This window comes from Pseudomonas neustonica, from assembly GCF_003797945.1.
In the GTDB taxonomy this organism is placed as follows: Bacteria; Pseudomonadota; Gammaproteobacteria; order Pseudomonadales; family Pseudomonadaceae; genus Halopseudomonas; species Halopseudomonas neustonica.
Genome location: NZ_RKKU01000001.1, coordinates 156710 through 174670 on the forward strand (window position 1 = coordinate 156710; position 17961 = coordinate 174670).

18 protein-coding genes are annotated in these 17961 nt (G+C 56.9%); 9 read left to right on the top strand and 9 right to left on the bottom strand.

The features are described 5' to 3' along the window. Positions 1-87: 87 nt before the first annotated feature. The gene (dsbD, locus tag EF096_RS00635; protein WP_372237832.1) at positions 88-1884 is read right to left on the bottom strand and encodes a protein-disulfide reductase DsbD; all 1797 of its coding nucleotides are present in this window, start codon (positions 1882-1884) and stop codon (positions 88-90) included. Between the two features lie 113 nt (positions 1885-1997). Then, positions 1998-3965, bottom strand: a complete 1968-nt coding sequence (locus EF096_RS20240; RefSeq protein ID WP_123887672.1) for a methyl-accepting chemotaxis protein — start codon at positions 3963-3965, stop codon at positions 1998-2000. Positions 3966-4136: 171 nt separating this feature from the next. On the opposite strand from EF096_RS20240, the gene EF096_RS00645 reads away from it, so the two are divergent. Genes EF096_RS00645 through EF096_RS00665 form a run of 5 tightly spaced genes read left to right on the top strand, consistent with a single transcriptional unit; the run spans position 4137 to position 8453 of the window. Then, positions 4137-5102: a DUF2333 family protein gene (locus EF096_RS00645; protein ID WP_123887673.1), complete on the top strand. Its 966-nt coding sequence runs from the start codon at positions 4137-4139 to the stop codon at positions 5100-5102. A 3-nt stretch (positions 5103-5105) separates the two neighbouring features. Beyond that, entirely contained in the window at positions 5106-5642 is a 537-nt protein-coding gene (locus EF096_RS00650) for an NUDIX hydrolase (RefSeq protein WP_123887674.1), read from the top strand. A 1-nt stretch (position 5643) separates the two neighbouring features. Beyond that, positions 5644-6012 carry a translation initiation factor Sui1 gene (locus EF096_RS00655; protein WP_123887675.1) on the top strand — a complete coding sequence of 123 codons (369 nt, stop codon included), beginning with the start codon at positions 5644-5646 and terminating at the stop codon, positions 6010-6012. Positions 6013-6054: 42 nt separating this feature from the next. Next, on the top strand, positions 6055-7362 hold the full coding sequence (locus EF096_RS00660) for an MATE family efflux transporter (RefSeq protein ID WP_123887676.1): 1308 nt from the start codon (positions 6055-6057) through the stop codon (positions 7360-7362). Between the two features lie 32 nt (positions 7363-7394). Then, positions 7395-8453, top strand: a complete 1059-nt coding sequence (locus EF096_RS00665; RefSeq protein ID WP_123887677.1) for a GGDEF domain-containing protein — start codon at positions 7395-7397, stop codon at positions 8451-8453. On the opposite strand, the gene EF096_RS00670 is transcribed toward EF096_RS00665, so the two are convergent. The 4 genes from EF096_RS00670 to EF096_RS00685 all read right to left on the bottom strand — a co-directional run bounded on the left by EF096_RS00670 (position 8450) and on the right by EF096_RS00685 (position 11858). Further along, positions 8450-9229 (bottom strand): methyltransferase domain-containing protein, encoded by a 780-nt coding sequence (locus EF096_RS00670; protein WP_123887678.1) that lies wholly within the window; start codon positions 9227-9229, stop codon positions 8450-8452. The genes EF096_RS00665 and EF096_RS00670 overlap by 4 nt on opposite strands. Positions 9230-9318: 89 nt before the next feature. Continuing rightward, positions 9319-9846, bottom strand: a complete 528-nt coding sequence (ppa, locus tag EF096_RS00675) for an inorganic diphosphatase (RefSeq protein ID WP_123887679.1) — start codon at positions 9844-9846, stop codon at positions 9319-9321. 152 nt (positions 9847-9998) lie between these two features. Next, a complete protein-coding gene (locus EF096_RS00680; RefSeq protein WP_123887680.1) occupies positions 9999-10448 on the bottom strand; it encodes a GNAT family N-acetyltransferase in 450 nt (149 codons plus the stop codon). 150 nt (positions 10449-10598) lie between these two features. Then, on the bottom strand, positions 10599-11858 hold the full coding sequence (locus EF096_RS00685) for a 6-phosphofructokinase (RefSeq protein ID WP_123887681.1): 1260 nt from the start codon (positions 11856-11858) through the stop codon (positions 10599-10601). 287 nt (positions 11859-12145) lie between these two features. Here EF096_RS00685 and mpl point away from each other — a divergent pair, with 287 nt between their 5' ends. From mpl to EF096_RS00700, 3 genes are read left to right on the top strand one after another with little or no spacing between them, the layout of a single operon-like run. Further along, positions 12146-13507 carry a UDP-N-acetylmuramate:L-alanyl-gamma-D-glutamyl-meso-diaminopimelate ligase gene (gene mpl / locus EF096_RS00690; RefSeq protein WP_123887682.1) on the top strand — a complete coding sequence of 454 codons (1362 nt, stop codon included), beginning with the start codon at positions 12146-12148 and terminating at the stop codon, positions 13505-13507. After that, the gene (locus EF096_RS00695) at positions 13500-14102 is read left to right on the top strand and encodes a flavin prenyltransferase UbiX (RefSeq protein WP_123887683.1); all 603 of its coding nucleotides are present in this window, start codon (positions 13500-13502) and stop codon (positions 14100-14102) included. Before mpl ends, EF096_RS00695 begins: the two co-directional genes overlap by 8 nt. A gap of 13 nt (positions 14103-14115) precedes the next feature. Then, positions 14116-14607 (top strand): sn-glycerol-3-phosphate transporter, encoded by a 492-nt coding sequence (locus EF096_RS00700; protein WP_123887684.1) that lies wholly within the window; start codon positions 14116-14118, stop codon positions 14605-14607. Between the two features lie 54 nt (positions 14608-14661). Here EF096_RS00700 and EF096_RS00705 read toward each other — a convergent pair whose 3' ends face one another. Further along, on the bottom strand, positions 14662-15117 hold the full coding sequence (locus EF096_RS00705) for a MaoC family dehydratase (protein WP_123887685.1): 456 nt from the start codon (positions 15115-15117) through the stop codon (positions 14662-14664). A gap of 209 nt (positions 15118-15326) precedes the next feature. On the opposite strand from EF096_RS00705, the gene EF096_RS00710 reads away from it, so the two are divergent. After that, a complete protein-coding gene (locus tag EF096_RS00710) occupies positions 15327-15911 on the top strand; it encodes an LON peptidase substrate-binding domain-containing protein (protein WP_123887686.1) in 585 nt (194 codons plus the stop codon). Positions 15912-15930: 19 nt separating this feature from the next. Here EF096_RS00710 and EF096_RS00715 read toward each other — a convergent pair whose 3' ends face one another. Together EF096_RS00715 and EF096_RS00720 are read right to left on the bottom strand one after the other, a co-directional pair. Next, a complete protein-coding gene (locus EF096_RS00715) occupies positions 15931-17133 on the bottom strand; it encodes a DedA family protein (RefSeq protein ID WP_158611214.1) in 1203 nt (400 codons plus the stop codon). Beyond that, positions 17123-17869 carry a DNA-3-methyladenine glycosylase gene (locus tag EF096_RS00720; protein ID WP_372237831.1) on the bottom strand — a complete coding sequence of 249 codons (747 nt, stop codon included), beginning with the start codon at positions 17867-17869 and terminating at the stop codon, positions 17123-17125. Before EF096_RS00720 ends, EF096_RS00715 begins: the two co-directional genes overlap by 11 nt. Between the last annotated feature and the right edge of the window lie 92 nt (positions 17870-17961).

The window sequence follows — 17961 nt, forward strand, 5'->3', positions numbered from 1 at the left end:
TCAGTGAGTTAGTCGGCAGTTTGCCGGAAACAGATTGCACTGTCCATAACCTGAAGGTTAGCACCAAATGCCAGCATGATGCCCGCATTAAGGCGTAATGTTGCCGGAGGCGGCCTGTTGCAGTACACCCATGAATTCAGCTTTGTTTACTTCACCCTGAATTCGCAGGTCAGTCAGTTCGCTGCCAGAAGGGCTGAAAAACAGGTAGGCCGGAGGGCCAAAGAGCTGATGGTCAGTGAGCCAGGTGCGCTGCGCTGTTGTGTTCTCAGTCAGGTCGAGCTTGATTCGGGCGTAGCCTTTCAACGCTTCGCGTACGTCAGGCTGGCTCAATATCTCGCGCTCCATGATTTTGCAGCTGATGCACCAGTCAGCATAAACGTCGATGATGGCCGGCTGTTGTTGCGCGGCCGCAGTGCGCAACGCTTGGTCGAGCTGCGCAGGGTCGTCGACAGTGACGAACCAGTCAGTACTGACTTTATTGTCTGAGGCTCCGCTGAAGGGCTGTAACGGGCGCAGTGGGTCTTCACCGCCGGCGAGCGCGCCGAATAGCGCGGCGCTGGCATAGAGTGCTACCAGTAGGGCGAGCGTGCGTCGCAGGTGGTTGCCATGGTCGGCGCTGAATAAGCCGATACGTACGGCCAGCCCGGCAGCTAGCGCCGCCCAGAGCGCCAAACTCAGGGTGCCTGGCAGTAAGCGTTCCAGCAGCCAGATAGCGACTGCGAGCAAACCAAAGCCAAACAGATGTTTCACCGTGTTCAGCCACGGGCCGGAGCGTGGCAATAAGGCGCTGCCAAACAGGGCGACCAGTAGCAATGGAACGCCCATGCCCAAGCCGAGAGCGAAGAGTTTGAAGCCACCGCCCAGCGCATCGCCGGTAGTGCTGATGTAGACGAGTGCGCCAGCCAGCGGTGCCGAGATACAGGGTGATACCACCAAGGTGGATAGCACGCCCATGCTTGCCGCTCCGGCCAGCGAGCCACCCTGGGTACGGTGATGCATACGCTCAAGGGGCTCGCGCAGAAAACGCGGAAGGTTGAGATCAAAGTGACCGAACATGGCCAGGGCAAAGAGGGCAAAGAAGGCGGCGAAAGCGCCGAGAACCCAAGGCGACTGCAGGCGGGCTTGTATATTCAGCGCTGCACCGAAGCTGCCAATCAGGGCACCAACAATGGCTAGCGTGACTGCCATGCCGAGCACATAGGCCAGCGCCAGGGTAAGTGCGCGGCCACGGCTGATGCTTGCGCGTCCCAACACGAGGCTCGACAAAATGGGCAGCATGGGTAGTACGCAGGGAGTGAATGTCAGCCCCAGACCCGCGACAAAAAACAGCAGCAAGGCCAGTCCGCCGGATTCCTGGTCCAGGAGTTGGCTAAAGCCGATTGTTGTCACCCTTGAGTCAGAGGTACTGGCGGCGCCAGAGTCCGGCAGCTCCAGGGTAACGACTTCGGGTGGGTAGCAGAGTCCGGCGTCTGCGCAGCCCTGAAAGCCCACAGTGAGTTGATTGGCGCCTGCTGCCAGCGCACTGACGTCGAGCACTACATCAAGCTGGTTGTAATACACCTCTACGTCGCCAAAGAACTCGTCAGTTTTGTGCTTTCCCTCGGGTAGCTGGGGCGTCAGCTCCGCGCCGTGCAGGGTAAAATGCAGACGGTGGCGATAGAGGTAGTAGCCGGGGGCTATATCGAATATGACGCGAATCTGCTGGTTGTTGGCATCCAGCAAACCGGGTCGAAAGGCTTCATGTACTGGCAGGAAGTCGGCCTGGTTGCTGCTGCCTTGAAAGGAGCTGGTCAGCGAGCCAGAGGCGTTGCTGGATGTGTTCGGGAACGCTGCCTGCGCGTTGCCCGCTACTAGCAGACACAGCAGGATGAAAAAACGGAACAGTCGCATCGTGCACCCGGCCAAATAAGGGACAGCCATCATAATGGCTGGTTGGTCCGGGGGAAAGGGCGGGTGGCCGCGCGCGCTGAAGGATTCGTTGCTGAATCCTTCAGCGCTCAGATTTTAAACCCGGATACGGCAGATACCAGGGCATCACTGCGCAGGCCGATCTGCTGAGTGTGCTTTTGGGTCTCGCCCACCATGCTCAGGTTTTGCTCGGTTAGCTGGCGAATTTGCTGGCTGTTTTCACGGATGGTGCGCACCTGGTCTGACTGGGTATCAGTGTGGTTTGCGATGTGCTCGGCTAGTTCGCTGATGCGCAGTATTACGCGCACGATGTTATTCAGGGCGGCTTCTGCACGCTGGCCCTGTTGGGCAGTATGTTGGGCGTGTTGTACCTGCGCGGTCATTTGCCTGGCTGATTGCCGGGCGACGTTTTGCAGGCTCTCAATCAACTGTTGGATTTCCTGGGTGGAGCCGGCTGTGCGTCTGGCCAGTTGCCTGACCTCGTCGGCAACCACGGCAAAGCCACGGCCCGCTTCACCGGCACGCGCGGCCTCAATGGCAGCATTCAGCGCCAATAGATTGGTTTGCTCTGCGATTCCCTGAATGACCTGCAGCACGCTGCCTATGGTCTCGGATTCGCTGACCATACGATCAATCGTACTCGCAGTGGCTTCCACGTCACCGACCAGCTGCTGCATTTGTACTATGGTGCCGCCAATAACTTCTTGGCCATCATGCACCTCCTGGTTGGCGGAGCGGGCCAGTTCGGCACTCTCGGCAGCGCTAGTCGCTACCAAGCGTACAGCGTCCTCCATGCTGCCAATATCCTGCGTTATCTCCTGAGTGTCCCGTTGTTGCTGAGCCGCGCGGTCATGGGTTGCGGCAGAGAGCTGCTGCAAATGCAAGCTGGTGCCGCTCAACGCCTCAGCCTGCTGATTGATTGTGGTGACCAAGTTGATCAGGTAGCTGCGTAGTTGGTTGGCCGAGAGCTCCAGCTGCACCAGTTCGCTGGTTTTGCTCTGGGTTTGTACCGGTTCGCGCAAGTCGCCGCTGGCGAAGGTAGTCAGCGCTGGTGCGAAATGGTTTATGGCGCGAGCGACAGAGCGCTGGATGTGGTCGATGATGAGTGCAATGACAATAATAAGAGCGATGATGGCAAGCTGCACATTACGTATCTGATGAGTAATGCTGTCGCGTTCGGCCGTCAGCGCCGGACGGATAAGGTCGGCGCCTTCCTGCAGCTTGGTGATTTGCTGGCGGGTTATGTCCTGTAGTCTGGCGCGCTGTGCAATCAACTCGCCGGTGCGCTCAAGCTCAGTGGGATATCGTGCCAGCAGGGAGGTCAACGCCCTTTTGTAGTCTTCTCCGGGGTCGCTCTGGGTGCTTTTGACGCTACTGTCTATGCCCAGCAGGGAGGCGAAGGGGTCTTGGTTGTCATCGCTTTCGCTAACGACGCCCAGCAGTGGCAAGGTCTGAAGCTCTTGCACCTCTTTCTGTGCTCCGGCTATTAGGCGCTTCAGGTTCTCAAGCAGCGATGGGTCGTCCTGACTGAACAGGCGTGCGCGGGCCAGGCTGATGCGCAGCAGGTCGTGCTGCAGATTATCCAGTATTCTGATGTAGTTCAGCGCCTGTCGGTTGTTTTCCAGCGCGCTAGCATTGGCGTAAAGGGTCAGGTTGTGTAGTTCGCCCAGTATTTCCCGTTCGGCCTGCACCAGCAAGGCTTGTGGGTCGCCGGCCAGCTTGCCCACGGCGAGCAGGTCGCCACCGACAAATGTGGTGAAATCGGCAAGCGGTTGTTCCAGTGGCTGGCGGATGCGGGCAGGCAACTGCAGGAGGCTGTTTGCCAGTTCGGTCGCGGTGTTTTGCGCCTGCTGATGACGCAATGCATCACCGCTGCGGCGGTAAGCTTCGGTGTCGCGCTGCAGGCTTTGTACTTGAGCGACTATATTCAAGTAGGTGTCCATCAGCCCGTAGGGTGCTTTCAGCGCGTTTTGTGACCACCAGAGGCTTGCGCCTAGGGCTATACCTACAGCGACTAGCAATCCGGTGTTAAGAAAGGTGAGTGTTTTTAGGCGCATGGCAGACCCGCTGATGCTGGAGTGGGGATGGGCGAGCCTGCGAGCATAATGTCATTTGTGTTGCAGATTGATGAATGATGGCTATATGCCTTGCTTGTTCGGCGGTCGTACTGGCCTCGCCCGCATCCGCCCGTGATATGCTGGGTGCAGATTTGAAACAGGAGTGCAGACATGAGATTCGGAAAGCGCACGGAGCTGAGTGGCGATAGCAGCATGACCGGTTCGATGGTCGGTAAGATCGTTTTGGTGGTCCTGCTGGTATATCTGCTGATATGCCTGGTGGTAGGTTGGTATTGGAGTCGTGAACCTGATCTCGGCCCCTTGGTTGCCAGTCCCGAGCAAAACCAGATGGTGACCGGGGAGTACACCGCGCGCACGCTGGACTCGCTCATGGTTGAATTGTTGAATAAACCCGGCGGCTATCTCAGTAATGATCGTTTTCCACCCGGACTATGGCTCGACAATATGCCGAGCTGGGAGTTTGGGGTGCTGGTTCAGGTGCGTGATATGAGTCGTGCGCTGCGCCGAGATATGGCGCGCTCGCAGTCGCAGTCGACTGAGGATGCCAATCTGGCCAAGGCAGAGCCTCTGTTCAGCACCAATAACAACCGCTGGATGTTTCCCTCCAGCGAGAGTGAATACCGCAAGGGCATGAAGCAGCTGGAAAGCTATATCACCCGTCTGCACCAGGGCGATGCTCAGTTTTATGCTCGTGCCGATAATTTGGCGAGCTGGGTAGGTGATGTCAGCACGCGGCTGGGATCTCTGTCGCAGCGTCTGTCCGCTAGTGTCGGACGTGCACCTTTGATCGAAGGCGGCAAGCTGGGTAACACGACTCCTTGGCTGGAAATCGACGATGTGTTCTATGAGGCGCGCGGTACCTCTTGGGCGCTGGTCTATTTGCTGCGTGCGGTCGAGCATGATTTTCACGACGTGCTGGCGAAAAAGAATGCGTTGATCAGCCTGCAACAGATTATTCGTGACCTGGAAGCAACTCAGGAAACGCTGTGGAGTCCCATGGTGCTGAACGGTGGCGGCTTCGGTGTACTGGCAAACCATTCACTGGTAATGGCTAATTACTTGTCACGCGCAAACGCAGCGATGATCGACCTGCGTCGGTTGCTTGAACAGGGCTAGTCAGTGAATAAATCGGCAATAGAGGCGTATCTCGCGGCATCTGCGGCGGAGCTCGTAACCTATGTTGACGAGAACGACCGGCCGCTAGGTGCAGTGAGTCGTGGTGACGCGCAGGTGCGCGGGCTAATTACCCGCTGCACCTTTATTTTTGTATTCAATTCCAGCGGCCAGCTCTGCCTGCATCAACGTACCAACCACAAGCGTTTGTATCCGGGCTTTTGGGATGTTGCGGCAGGTGGTGTGGTGGCAGCGGGTGAGAGTTATGCGCAAGGCGCTGAACGGGAGTTGGCTGAAGAATTGGGCGTGTTTGGTGTCGAGTTGACCGAGCACCTGCGCTTTTATTTCGAATCCTCCGACAGCCGGCTTTGGGCGGGTGTGTTCAGCTGTTGCTGGGACGGTCCTTTGGTTTTGCAGCCTGAAGAAGTGCAGGATGTGCGCTGGATAGATCCGCATAGTCAATGGCAGCGTGACGGCGAACAGTATGCGCCAGACTCGCTGGATGCCCTGCAGCGGTTGCTGAAACAAATTTCTGTGGAATAGCATGATGAAAAAGAATGGCCTGCAGGCCTTGGGTGGCCTGGTCTACTCAACCGAGACCGGACGTATGTGCCCGGATTGCAGTCAGCCCCAGGCTGAGTGCCGTTGCGCCGAGCCAGCCGTGCCGGAGGGCGATGGTGTTGTGCGTGTGCGGCGCGAGACCAAGGGGCGTGGTGGTAAGACCGTTACCAGTGTGTCGGGTGTGCTGCTCGCTGCTGATGAGCTGAAAACACTGGCAAAGAAACTAAAGAATCGCTGTGGCTGTGGTGGTTCGGTCAAGGATGGTGTGATCGAAATTCAGGGAGACAAGGCCGAGTTACTGGTTGAGTTGCTTACGCTCGAGGGTTTCAGGGTTAAGCGAGCCGGTGGCTAGCGCGTGGTGCAGCGCGGTAACCTATTGACGCTATGGCGCGATATGCCTACCCACAAACGGGTCTGGGCTATCGCGCTGCCGATGATACTGTCCAATATCAGCGTGCCCCTGGTTGGTCTGGTCGATACGGCGGTTGTCGGCCACCTTGACGGTGCCCACTTTCTTGGCGGTGTGGCCGTTGGTAGTACTCTTTTTACGTTCGTTCTATGGGCTGCCGGCTTTCTTCGTATGGGCACTACCGGCTTCGCCGCGCAGGCCTGTGGTGCGGAAGATGGCACGACGCTGCGCCGCGTGCTGCTTCAGCCGCTCTGGTTGGGGTTGCTGATCTCTCTGGCTGTTTGGCTGTTGCAACAGCCATTGATTGATATGGGGCTGTATTTTCTGGATAGCAGCCAGGCGCTGCTCGATCAAGCGCGGCTTTACGTCGGCATCCGGCTTTACAGTCTACCCGCTGCTCTGGCCAACTTTGTTTTGATTGGCTGGTTTATTGGCGCTCAGAATAGTCGCTTCCCGTTTTTACTTCTGCTTGCGGTCAACCTGAGTAACGTGCTGCTGGATCTGCTGCTGGTAGTCGTTTTGCAATGGGGTGTGGCTGGCGCGGCTTGGGCTACGGTGTTTAGCGACTGTCTCGGCCTGCTGCTGGGGCTTTTTCTGTTGCGTCCAGTCCTGTTGCGTTACCCGGGCCGGTTTGCCTGGCTGCAGGCGCTGCGTCTACAAGGTGCTGCGCCGTTGATTCGCGTAAATCGCGATATTCTCATTCGCACCCTGGCGCTGGAGTCGGTTTTCTATCTGTTGGTTGTACAGGGCGCGCGGTTGGGTGACGAAGTGGTTGCCGCCAACGCGGTGCTGCTCAATTTTCTTTTGCTGACCTCGCATGGCCTTGACGGTTTAGCACACGCGCTGGAAGCCTTGGGTGGACATGCGCTTGGTCGGCGAGATCCACAAGCACTGCGCAAGGTGTTGGTGGTGGCGACGTTATGGTCGCTAGTGCTCAGTTGCATTTTTGTGCTGCTGTTTCTACTGTTGGGTCAGCCGATCATCAGCTTGCTTACCGATTTGCCTGACGTCAGACGTCAAGCGTCGATATACCTCCCCTGGATGGCGGTTATGCCGCTAGCTGCTGTGTGGAGCTATTTGTTGGATGGCTTGTTTATCGGAGCTTCTCGCGCACGCGCCATGCGTAACGCTATGCTGGCAGCTCTGCTGCTGTATCTGCCATTGGCCTGGAGTCTTCAAGGACTGGGCAACCATGGCGTATGGCTAGGCTTTTTCTGTTTCATGTGGCTGCGTTCGATACTGCTGGGGGGCTGGTTTGTGTATCTGTGGCGGCGCGACCGCTGGATAGTCTGATACTCACAGCGGTGATTCGCTGATGAGAGGCTATGCTATGGGTACTAGAGGAGCTATTGATGATTGAGCCTGATCTACCTGCTGATGAAGTGTCGCGGCTGGCCGCGCTGCACGAACTCTTCTTGCTGGACACGCCGCCGGATCCTTATGTGGACGCCTTGTTGCGTATTGCCAAAAGTGCGTTTGGGGTAAGGGGCGTGTTGGTCAGCCTGATAGACTCTGAACGGCAATGGTACAAGTCTCGTATCGGTATTCTTTCTCTGGAAGGTCCCAGGTCTACCTCTTTTTGCGGGCACGTTATCCTCAGCGATGAGCTCATGGTGGTTAACGATGCGCTGCAGGATGTTCGCTTTGCCGACAACCCGATGGTCGTCGGACCGCCTGAAGTGCGTTTCTATGCCGGTATGCCCTTGCATGCGCCGGATGGTAGTCGTATTGGCACCTTTTGCCTGAATGACCCCCAGCCGCATACGCTGACGGATGAGCAGATGCAGCTAATGAAAGACTTTGCGAAGCTGATAGAGGGGCTTTTTGCCGCACATCAGCTCAGGTTCGAAAAGCAGGGATTGCTGGAGGCTTTGGGTCATGCGGAAAGACGAGCCTTGATTGATCCCCTGACACAGCTGTGGAATCGTCAGGCGCTGCAGCAGATTTCGCCTTCATGGCACCGACGGGCTGTTCGTGACTCTTTGCAGGTGGGCTTTATTTACGGCGACCTGGATTTTTTCAAGCGGATAAACGATGAGCATGGCCATGGTATCGGCGATGACGTTTTAGTGCAGGTGGGGCAGCGCTTGACTGCGGCGATAAGGCCCGACGACGTTGCATTTCGCTTGGGTGGTGAGGAGCTTGGGGTATTGGCGCTGGTCGAGAGTCAAACGGAACTGGTTGCCATTGCTGAGCGCGTTCGGAAGGCTTTTTGCGACAGTGAGTTTGTCGTGGACGGGCAGCGTCTTGCGGTCACCATCAGCCTGGGAACGGCGATTGGTAGCGATCCGCTTGCGGATGATATTGACGACCTGGTCGAGCGCGCTGACGCGGCACTCTATGCTGCTAAAGGTAATGGACGCAACCGTGTGGAGAACGGCTAACGGGGTGCTGGTTGTAGCCACCAATGCAGATAGCGGCCAAGGTGACTATAGGCCGGGTGTTGGCTGTAATGCAGCTCCTGATCTATCAGGTCTTCGAGACTGGACTGGCTCTTGAATGGCTCGGGCATGTAGTCATAAAAAACGCGCACACCGCTACTGGCATTGATCGAGAGTTGTGCTGCAGAACTCCATAGCGCCATCTCACGTGGGTCCAGTGGTTGCTGCGGCGTTAGGCTGCGCTTTCCCTGTCCGGCCAACTGGTTGGCTCTCAACTTATGGAATTGGCCCTTGATCAGGTTCTTGTAGGCCAGCGCGTCACGGTTGTAGAAAGCCAGTGAAATAGCGCCTGATGGTGCGACTAGCTGCGAAAGCAGCTGCAGAGCGGCGGCGGGGTCGGCTAACCATTCCAGTACCGCATGGCAGATTACCAAGTCGTACTGCTCTGAACGTTGCGGTAGTGCCTGCAGTGGCAATTGCAGATAAGTAACATTGGACGCGGCTGTTATCGACTCGAGCCTTTCGCGGGTAGCCTCGAGCATTTCCTGTGAGGGCTCGCTGACCGTTAGGTGATGTCCGCGCAACAGCAACCATTCGCTGACATGGCCCAGGCCTGCGCCTACATCCAGGATGCGCAGCGGCCGGTCATTGCTGCTCAACCCCTGCATCCATTGCTCAAGGTCGCGGGTCAGCACCGCAAGGCGAATAGCGCCTTTGGGGCTGGCGTAGATTTTGCGCGCAAAGTGAGCGCCAATCTGATCGAAGTAACGGTCGGTCATGCAGGTAATCCGGGCAGAGGGGATACAAGGCTGATGCACGGGCATAAAAAAAGCCAGCTTGTGGCCGGCTTTTTAACAGGGCGAAACGCTTATTTTTGGTAAGCGTTTACAGCCTTAACAATTTCCGCACGGGCTTCGTCGGCGTTGCCCCAGCGGTCAATCTTGACCCACTTGCCTGCTTCCAGATCTTTGTAGTGTTCAAAGAAGTGCTTGATCTGTTGGATCAGCAGCTCAGGCAGATCAGTGTATTCTTTAATATCACGGTACTGAGTGCTCAGTTTGTCGTGAGGTACCGCGATTACCTTGGCATCGCCACCACCATCATCGGTCATGTGCAGCACGCCAACCGGGCGCGCGCGAATGACAGCGCCTGGCGCAACGGGATGCGGAGTAACCACTAGCACGTCGAGCGGGTCGCCGTCGTCGGCCAGAGTATTGGGGATGTAGCCATAGTTCGCCGGGTAGAACATCGGCGTCGCCATGAAACGGTCAACGAACAGTGTGCTGCTGTCCTTGTCGATCTCATATTTGATCGGCGCGTGATTGGCTGGAATTTCAATGGCGACGTAAATGTCGTTGGGAATGTCTTTGCCTGCGGGGATCTGGTCGTAGCTCATGGTTTACCTGATTCGGCCATAGTTGAAAACTGGCCGGCATTATAGGCGCTTAGGCCGACGATACCAAGCAAAACCCAGTGTACCTTGGTCTTAGACGAGCAAATGCTCGCGCGAGACATCGGCCGGCCATGATTGCCTCCGGCCGACGGTTCTCAGCTGAGTTTGAGCGCGAAATACATAAAGTCGTGATCATTACTAAAGCCGAGGGAGCGATACAGACTTTGCGCCGCCATATTATCTTCGCCGGTCATGACCGTCATGCGATCAACGCCCGCCGCTTTGGCCAATTCCTTGGCATGGTTGATCAGTCGGTCAGCAACCAGCTGCCGGCGCGCCTCTTCGGTGACATAGATGCCTTTGAGGACCCAGGCTGCCGAGAGCGTAAGCGCCGAGAAGCTGGGAATGAACTGGCAGAACCCCATGGCTTTGCCGGTGTCCTCGTCTTCTGCTATCAGGATGATCGCCTGCTCGTGTATCAACCTGGCTTCTAAAAAACGGCGTGAGGCCTCGGGCTTGGGCAGTTGCCCGTAATATTCGCGGTACTTGATGAACAGGGGCGTTATTTCATCTAGGCGGTCTACATCTGCCTGAATTATGCGCATACGGTTACCCACAATTGGTCATTAAATGGCTATGAGGTTTTCTTTGGTCGATCACTTCATCCTGCATCAGCATGAGACAATCTGCAATCAGGCACCCAAAAAAAACCGCCGCACCCAAAGCGGGTTGCGGCGGTTTTTTACGCAAAGACGTTAAACCGTGAAGGGGGGCAGCTTTTTAGCGACCGTTTGGCGCTTGAGCGTAACGTAATGCGGCATACCGTTTTTGAATGGCGGGAAGTCTTCACCCTGAATTAATGGTGAGAGATAGTCGCGGCAGGCCTGGGTAATATGGAAGCCGTCTTCGGTGATGAAGTCCCGGGGCATGAATTTCTCGACGTTGGCCACATCTTTCAGTGGTGCTTCGATGATATCCCATTCGTAAGGCGCGTCCTGCAAGCGTCGAATCGCCGGCATGATCGAATTTTTGCCTTCCAGCGCGATCTTCACTGCGGCCTGACCCAATGCGTAAGCCTGGTCCACATCTACCTTGGAAGCGATATGGCGTGCTGAGCGCTGCAAGTAGTCTGCTACCGCCCAGTGATATTTATAGCCCAGTTCTTCTTGTACCAGTTTGGCGATGGTGGGGGCTACGCCGCCCAATTGAGCATGACCGAAAGCATCGGTCAGGCCGGACTCGGAGAGGAACTTGCCAGCACTATTCTTGATACCTTCAGATACGCCGATAACGCAGTAGCCGTGATTTTTTACGCACTCGTCGACGCGAGCAAGAAACGCGGCCTGGTCGAATTCGATTTCCGGGAACAGCAAAATGTGCGGTGGCTGACCTTCGCCTTCATTAGCCAGGCCGCAGGCGGCGGTAATCCAGCCGGCATGGCGGCCCATGACTTCAAGGATGAACACCTTGGTCGAGGTGGCGGCCATTGACGCAACGTCAAAGCCTGCTTCGCGAATAGAGGTGGCTACGTACTTGGCAACGGAGCCAAAACCGGGGCAGCAGTCGGTAATTGGCAGATCGTTGTCGACGGTCTTGGGTACGTGGATGGCCTGGATTGGGTAGCCCAGGGTTTCCGCTAACTGGGAAACTTTGAGGCAGGTGTCGGCTGAGTCGCCACCGCCGTTATAAAAGAAGTAGCCGATATTGTGGGCTTTGAATACCTCGATCAGACGTTCGTACTCGGCACGATTGGCTTCCAGGCTTTTCAGTTTGTAACGGCAAGAGCCAAAGGCGCCAGACGGGGTGTGACGCAGGGCGGCGATATCGTCTACCGACTCCAGGCTGGTATCAATGAGCTCTTCGGTCAAGGCGCCGATGATGCCATTGCGACCGGCGTAGACCGTGCCAATCTGGTCGGGGTGTTGGCGGGCTGTTTCGATCACGCCAGCGGCAGATGCATTGATAACAGCGGTAACACCGCCCGACTGGGCATAAAAAGCGTTCTTGACGGTCATGCGTACTCCATGTGTAGAGACTAAAAAGATGTTTGCCGCAGGTCCGTTGCTTCGACGCGCCTCTGGGCGCGGCGTAGTAACTGCGTAAAGCGGTGCGGACAGATGGGCGAATGATAGCCCAAAGCCGTCCCGGTTGCATGACAATCAGGCTGTAACCCCTGCCACTTGGCCGGTCGTGATAGTATCGGCCAATAAACAGTGTGGCGCTCAAAGGCGCAACTTTCTCGGCCCTGCGACTGTCTGTGTTGCGGGTTGTCGATCGATCAAAAGGGTACAAGGCCTAATCAATGCATCTGCACATTCTGGGTATTTGCGGTACGTTTATGGGCTCGCTGGCGCTGCTGGCGCGCGAGCTGGGGCATCAGGTGAGTGGCTCGGATGCCAATGTGTATCCGCCGATGAGTACCCAGTTGGAGGCGCAGGGTATTGCCTTGCAGGAAGGTTATGATCCTGCCCACCTGCAGCCGGCGCCAGACCTGGTGATTGTCGGCAATGCCATGAGTCGGGGTAATCCGGCAGTCGAGTACATGCTGGATAAAGGTATGCCCTACGTCTCGGGGCCTGAGTGGCTGGCGCGTTATGTGCTGCAGGAGCGCTGGGTATTGGCGGTCGCCGGCACTCATGGCAAGACGTCTACTTCGAGCTTGCTGGCCTGGTTGCTGGAAGATGCGGGCATGGCGCCGGGCTTTCTGATTGGGGGAGTGCCGCAAAATTTTGGTCTCTCGGCACGGCTGGGCGATACGCCGTTTTTCGTGGTGGAGGCTGATGAATATGACAGCGCCTTCTTTGATAAGCGCTCCAAGTTCGTCCATTACCGCCCGCGTACCGCGATCCTGAATAATCTTGAGTTCGATCATGCGGATATCTTTCCTGATTTGGCAGCGATTGAGCGCCAGTTCCATCATCTGGTCAGAACGGTACCGGCTTGCGGGCTGATTATTCGCCCGCAAGGGGTGGCGGCGCTGGATCGAGTGATTGCAATGGGTTGTTGGACACCGTGCCAAACAACCGGCGATGACGGCAATTGGCAGGCGAAGTTATTAAAAGCGGATGGCTCGCAGTTTGAGGTTTGGCTGGACGGTGAGCTGCAGGGCGTCGCTGAATGGCAGCAAACCGGCCAACACAGCGTAGCCAACGCGCTTTCTGCGCTGGCGGCCGCGCGGCACGTGGGCGTTACGCCGGCGCAGGGTATTGCATCACTGGCCGGTTTTCGTAACGCCAAGCGACGCATGGAAAAACTGGCGGAAATCAACGAAATCACCGTTTACGATGACTTCGCGCACCATCCTACGGCCATCGCGACGACACTCGCTGGCTTGCGTGCGCAGATCGGTGATCAGCGCCTGATCGCGATTATCGAGCCGCGCTCCAACACCATGCGCCTGGGCAGCCACATGCAGGCGCTGCCGGCCAGTGTAAGTGATGCCAGCGAGGTGATCTGGTATCAGCCTGCTGGCCTGGATTGGTCGCTCGAGCCGGTGGTGCAGGCTAGTCCGGTGCCGGCGCAGGTGATGACCGATCTGGATGCCATCGTGCAGCAGGTAGTCGATAGCGCTACGCCGCAGACACGCATCGTCATCATGAGTAATGGCGGCTTTGGTGGTATTCATCAGAAACTGGTACAAGCCCTGGAGGTTCGTCATGGTTGAGCGGGTAACGCTGGCGGTGACGGGCGCTTCTGGTGCTCAGTACGCAATGCGATTACTGGAGTGCCTGGTACAAGCAGGTGTGGAGGTTTCGTTTCTTATATCGCAGGCCGCGCAACTGGTTGTGGCTACCGAGACAGAGTGGCAGTTGCCCGCCAAGCCACAGGCCCTGCAAGCTTTCTTAGTTGAGCGCTTTGCCGCCAAGCCGGGACAGATCAGGGTATATGGCAAGCAGGACTGGATGGCTCCGGTTGCCTCTGGGTCGGGCGCGCCGAGCGCCATGGTGGTATGCCCTTGTTCCACCGGGTCGTTGTCGGCGATCGCGACCGGCGCGAGCAATAATCTGATCGAACGCGCGGCAGACGTGGCTTTGAAAGAGCGGCGTAAGTTGATTCTGGTGCCGCGTGAAGCGCCGTTCTCAACTATTCACCTTGAGCACATGCTCAAGCTTAGCCAGATGGGTGCGGTCATTCTTCCGGCCAGTCCGGGCTTCTACCATAACCCGGCTTCGGTGGCTGATTTGGTCGATTTCGTGGTTGCGCGCATTCTCAATCAACTGGATATCCCCCAGCAGTTGCTTGCTCGGTGGGGTGAATGATGCGGGATATAATGTGAGCGAGCTAAAGATTGCGCTAAATGGTGTCGTTGTTCTTTTGGCGGCAGGGTTGCCACTGACGACATGGGCGGCGGATAGCCGGGATGTGCAGGACGCTTTCTGGAGCGTGCAAACCAGTGTTTACACGGTGCATTATTCGCCCGATCCGGACCATAATAACCATCAGCAGTTGATCTGCTTGGAGCGACATCTGCCTGACGCCACTTTGTGGGGAGCGGCAACCTTTAAACATTCTTTTGGTGAGCGCGCCAACTATGTTTATTACGGTAAGCGTTTCGCACTGGGGCAGTCAGCATTTCACCTGAAACTGACGGGGGGACTGCTGGAAGGTTACAAGGGCGAGTACAGAGACAAGATTCCACTCAACCGTTTTGGTGTTGCGCCGGTGATTATCCCTTCCCTGGAGGCTACTTATGGCCGAGTTTCGAGTGACGTGGTGTTGCTAGGTGCGGCTGCCGCCATGGTGACGGTTAGCTTCAAGCTTTGAATGTGGGCCGGAGCCGCTTCGCTAGATAGGCGGGTCCGGCCACAATGGCGGGGGTTAGACGAAATACAGCGACAACCCTTCAGAAATGAAGGCTGGCTTGTCCACGCCTTCAATCTCCAGTGTGTTGCGTGCTTTCATCAGCCACTGCCCTGGATTCTTCTCGGTGACATCGATAATGGTCGTGTGCAGGCGAACGCGCGAGCCAACACGTACCGGCTGGATAAAACGCAGGCTATCCATGCCGTAGTTGACGGCCATTTTTAGACCCTCGGGACGAGGCATCAGGCCTGCTGACAGGGCTGGCAACAATGATAGAGACAGAAAGCCGTGGGCGATGGTGCCGCCAAACGGGGTTTGTTTGGCCTTTTCTTCATCGATGTGGATGAACTGATGGTCGCCGGTGCATTCGGCAAACTGGTTTACCCGCTCCTGATCGATTTGCAGCCATTCCGAATGACCCATGTCCTTGCCGATCAATGAAGTAAGTTCGCTAACTGGTATTGCTGTCATGGCGTTCTCCGTGACTCTTATTGTGGCCCACGTGGGGTGTGCGTACCTGCCCGCTGCAATGCTAATCTGCGGTTGCGAGCGTTTCCGGGTGAATGGTTGCAAGCCCCGGGGTAGGGGTCAATCTACTGCGGCCTTATATTGGTTTGCTGAATGATTCGACCTTCCTTCGGCAGGCTATGCCCGTATAGGCAAGATGACAAGAGGATTGCATGAGCGATAAAACTGCATTATTCCCGTTAAAAACCGTGTTATTGCCTGGTTGTACTCTCGACCTGCAATTGTTCGAGGCGCGCTATCTGGATATGGTCAGTCGCTGCTTTAAGGCTGGCGAAGGGTTTGTTGTGGTTGCCCTGGAGAAAGGCCCTGAGTCGGGGACGGGTGACCTGCGCTTCAGTGCTTTGGGGTGTGAGGCGCAGATAGTGGATTTTCAGCAGCGTGATAACGGTCTGTTGGGTATACGTGTAGTGGGCGGTCGGCGGGCGCAGGTTAGCCAGGTCGAAGTAGCTGCTGATGGTCTGGTTCAGGCCCAGGTGGACTGGCGTGAAGAGGCAGCAGATCAGCCGCTGAGTCACGCGCACGAAGAGCTGGAGAGTCTGCATGCCACGCTACTGGAGCATCCTGTGGCGACGGATCTTGGGTTGCCACCGATTGGTAGTAGCCTGCAAGCGCTGGCCTATCAATTGGCCTACTTGCTGCCTTTCAGTCTGGACCAGAAAACGCACCTGCTGGCGGTGGATTATCCGCAAGAGCGCCTCGAACAGATCAGTGAATGGCTCGAGGTGCTGCAGGCTTAGCCGGATTGAGTGCGCGCGGTTACCAGAGAACCCAGGCGGCGGCGATAAAAGGCCAACTGGCGATCAGCCAGCGCTGAATTGGAACCAGTCGTGTCATCGGGCTGACGCGCTCCACCAGCCAGCAGGCTAGCAAGCTGGCGCTGATTCCTACTAGCAGGCTGCGCAGCATGTCGAGTGGCAGAAACTGTTGGTGCTCCAGCACATTGCTGGCAATCAGTAGCACCAGCGGCAGCAGGTAGAGCAACCAGGCACTGCGCACCCAAAAACGCTGATTACGGCTACAGTTCACCACCAGAGCGCAGAGTATGGCGGTCAGTAGGGCATTGATGCTGGCCCCGCCGGTGAGGTTGATCAGCCAGGACATTGATAGTGCCAATGCCAATGAGCAGACCTGCATGGCGGCGTGATTCCATCGCCGGGACAGCATTAGCAAGGCGGTAATCGGCACGACGACCAGCAGAACCTGTGGGGTCAATATCAGCGTGTGATTGTCGCCCGGCAGTCGCAGGTGATCAGCACTGCTGACCAGCGTGCTGTCAAAGATCGTCAGTGCGCGCTGATTCATACCCAAGGTTAGCAGTGAGAGCAGGCAGCAGGCCGCTGCAACCAGGCAGCTCCAGCGTTTTTGCAGCTTGAGTACGTAGAGGCAGCAACTGATCAGGATGGCTGCACCGATCAGCAGGCTGAGTGCCTGGCTCCAGAAAAACGGTGGCACAGCCCACTGGGCTGCGCGGCCGGTGGTGTAGCCTGGAATCAGATAAGCCGGTGCCCAGATAAGAGCGGATGTCAGATTAATTGCGATAAAGCGCCAGACCGGCATGTCGAACATCCCGGCGATCATGGGAATGATCGGGCGTATGGGGCCGATGAAGCGACCCAGTACCACGCTAAGCCAGCCATAGCGCCGGAAGAAGCGCTCGCCACCGTCGATCCACTGGGGATTGCGCACGAAGGGGCCAAAGTCGCGAATATTCTGATGGAAGTAACGGCCAAGAAAGAAGCTGATCAAGTCACCCAGTACGGCACCGCTGAAGGCCCACATGACAGCAATCGTTAGTGACATGCCGCCGCCGGCGGCTAGCGCTGAGACGGCGAAGAGTAAAAACACGCCTGGCACTACCAGGCCCGCGACCGCCAGTGACTCGGTAAATGAAATCAGAAAAATAGCCAGCCCCAGCCATTGCTGATGCTCGGCCAGCCAGCTTGTTAGTTCAACCAGCAAGGGTATCTCCAGAGACCGCGTTTAGCTTTGCCTGTTGCAGGCTCAGCAAACGGTAGTCGCGATCAGGTTGGCGTGTTCTTCCCCGCGGGTTGCGTGTGCAGTAAGCGGCAAAGTCAGCATCGACAAAGCGGTAGGGTAGGGCTTCGTCGCGGCCGCTGGGTATGCCCAGTCTTGCTGCTTGTACGACTGTTGAGGGCCGATACGCATCGTCCGCGATGAACAGCTGGTTTGGGCAAAATGGCTTGGCGTTCCAGTCGGGTACTTTAATTCCTAAAGCTCGACACAGTAAAGTCTGCCCGGCGCAAAGGCGTTGCTGCGTTCGTTGAGTGCCGTCGCGGTTAGGGTTGAGCTGCTGCATCAGCTCCAGGCTTTTAGCGTCGCTGATAGAATCAACAACCGGGTAGGCTGATTTGATCAATACGCCATTGCCGGCGCCTTCGGCGCTGCAGTTCATGGAGTCGCCACCCCGCGCGTAATACATGTAAATCGTGCCACCCTCCATAAAAAGAGCGCGTCTGGCGTCGGTATAGCCGAGCGAGGCATGGCTGCCTTTTTCTGCTATCAGATACGCCTCGGTTTCAATGATGCGCGCGGACAGCCACCGCCCGTCCATTTGCCTGCGGATTACCTTGCCTAGCAAGTCAACGGCCAGGCTGCGGGCATCTTGCTGAAAGAAGGACGCGGGCAGCGGGTATTCAGGAGCGGGTGGCAAGGGGGTGTTTGGCATGGCGGTTATTCTAGCAGCTCGGGTATTGCAGGTTGAATTAGCCTGACGCTGCAGGATTCGGTAGGGCGGCCCTGTCAAGTGCCCGGTGACCCAGCTATAAT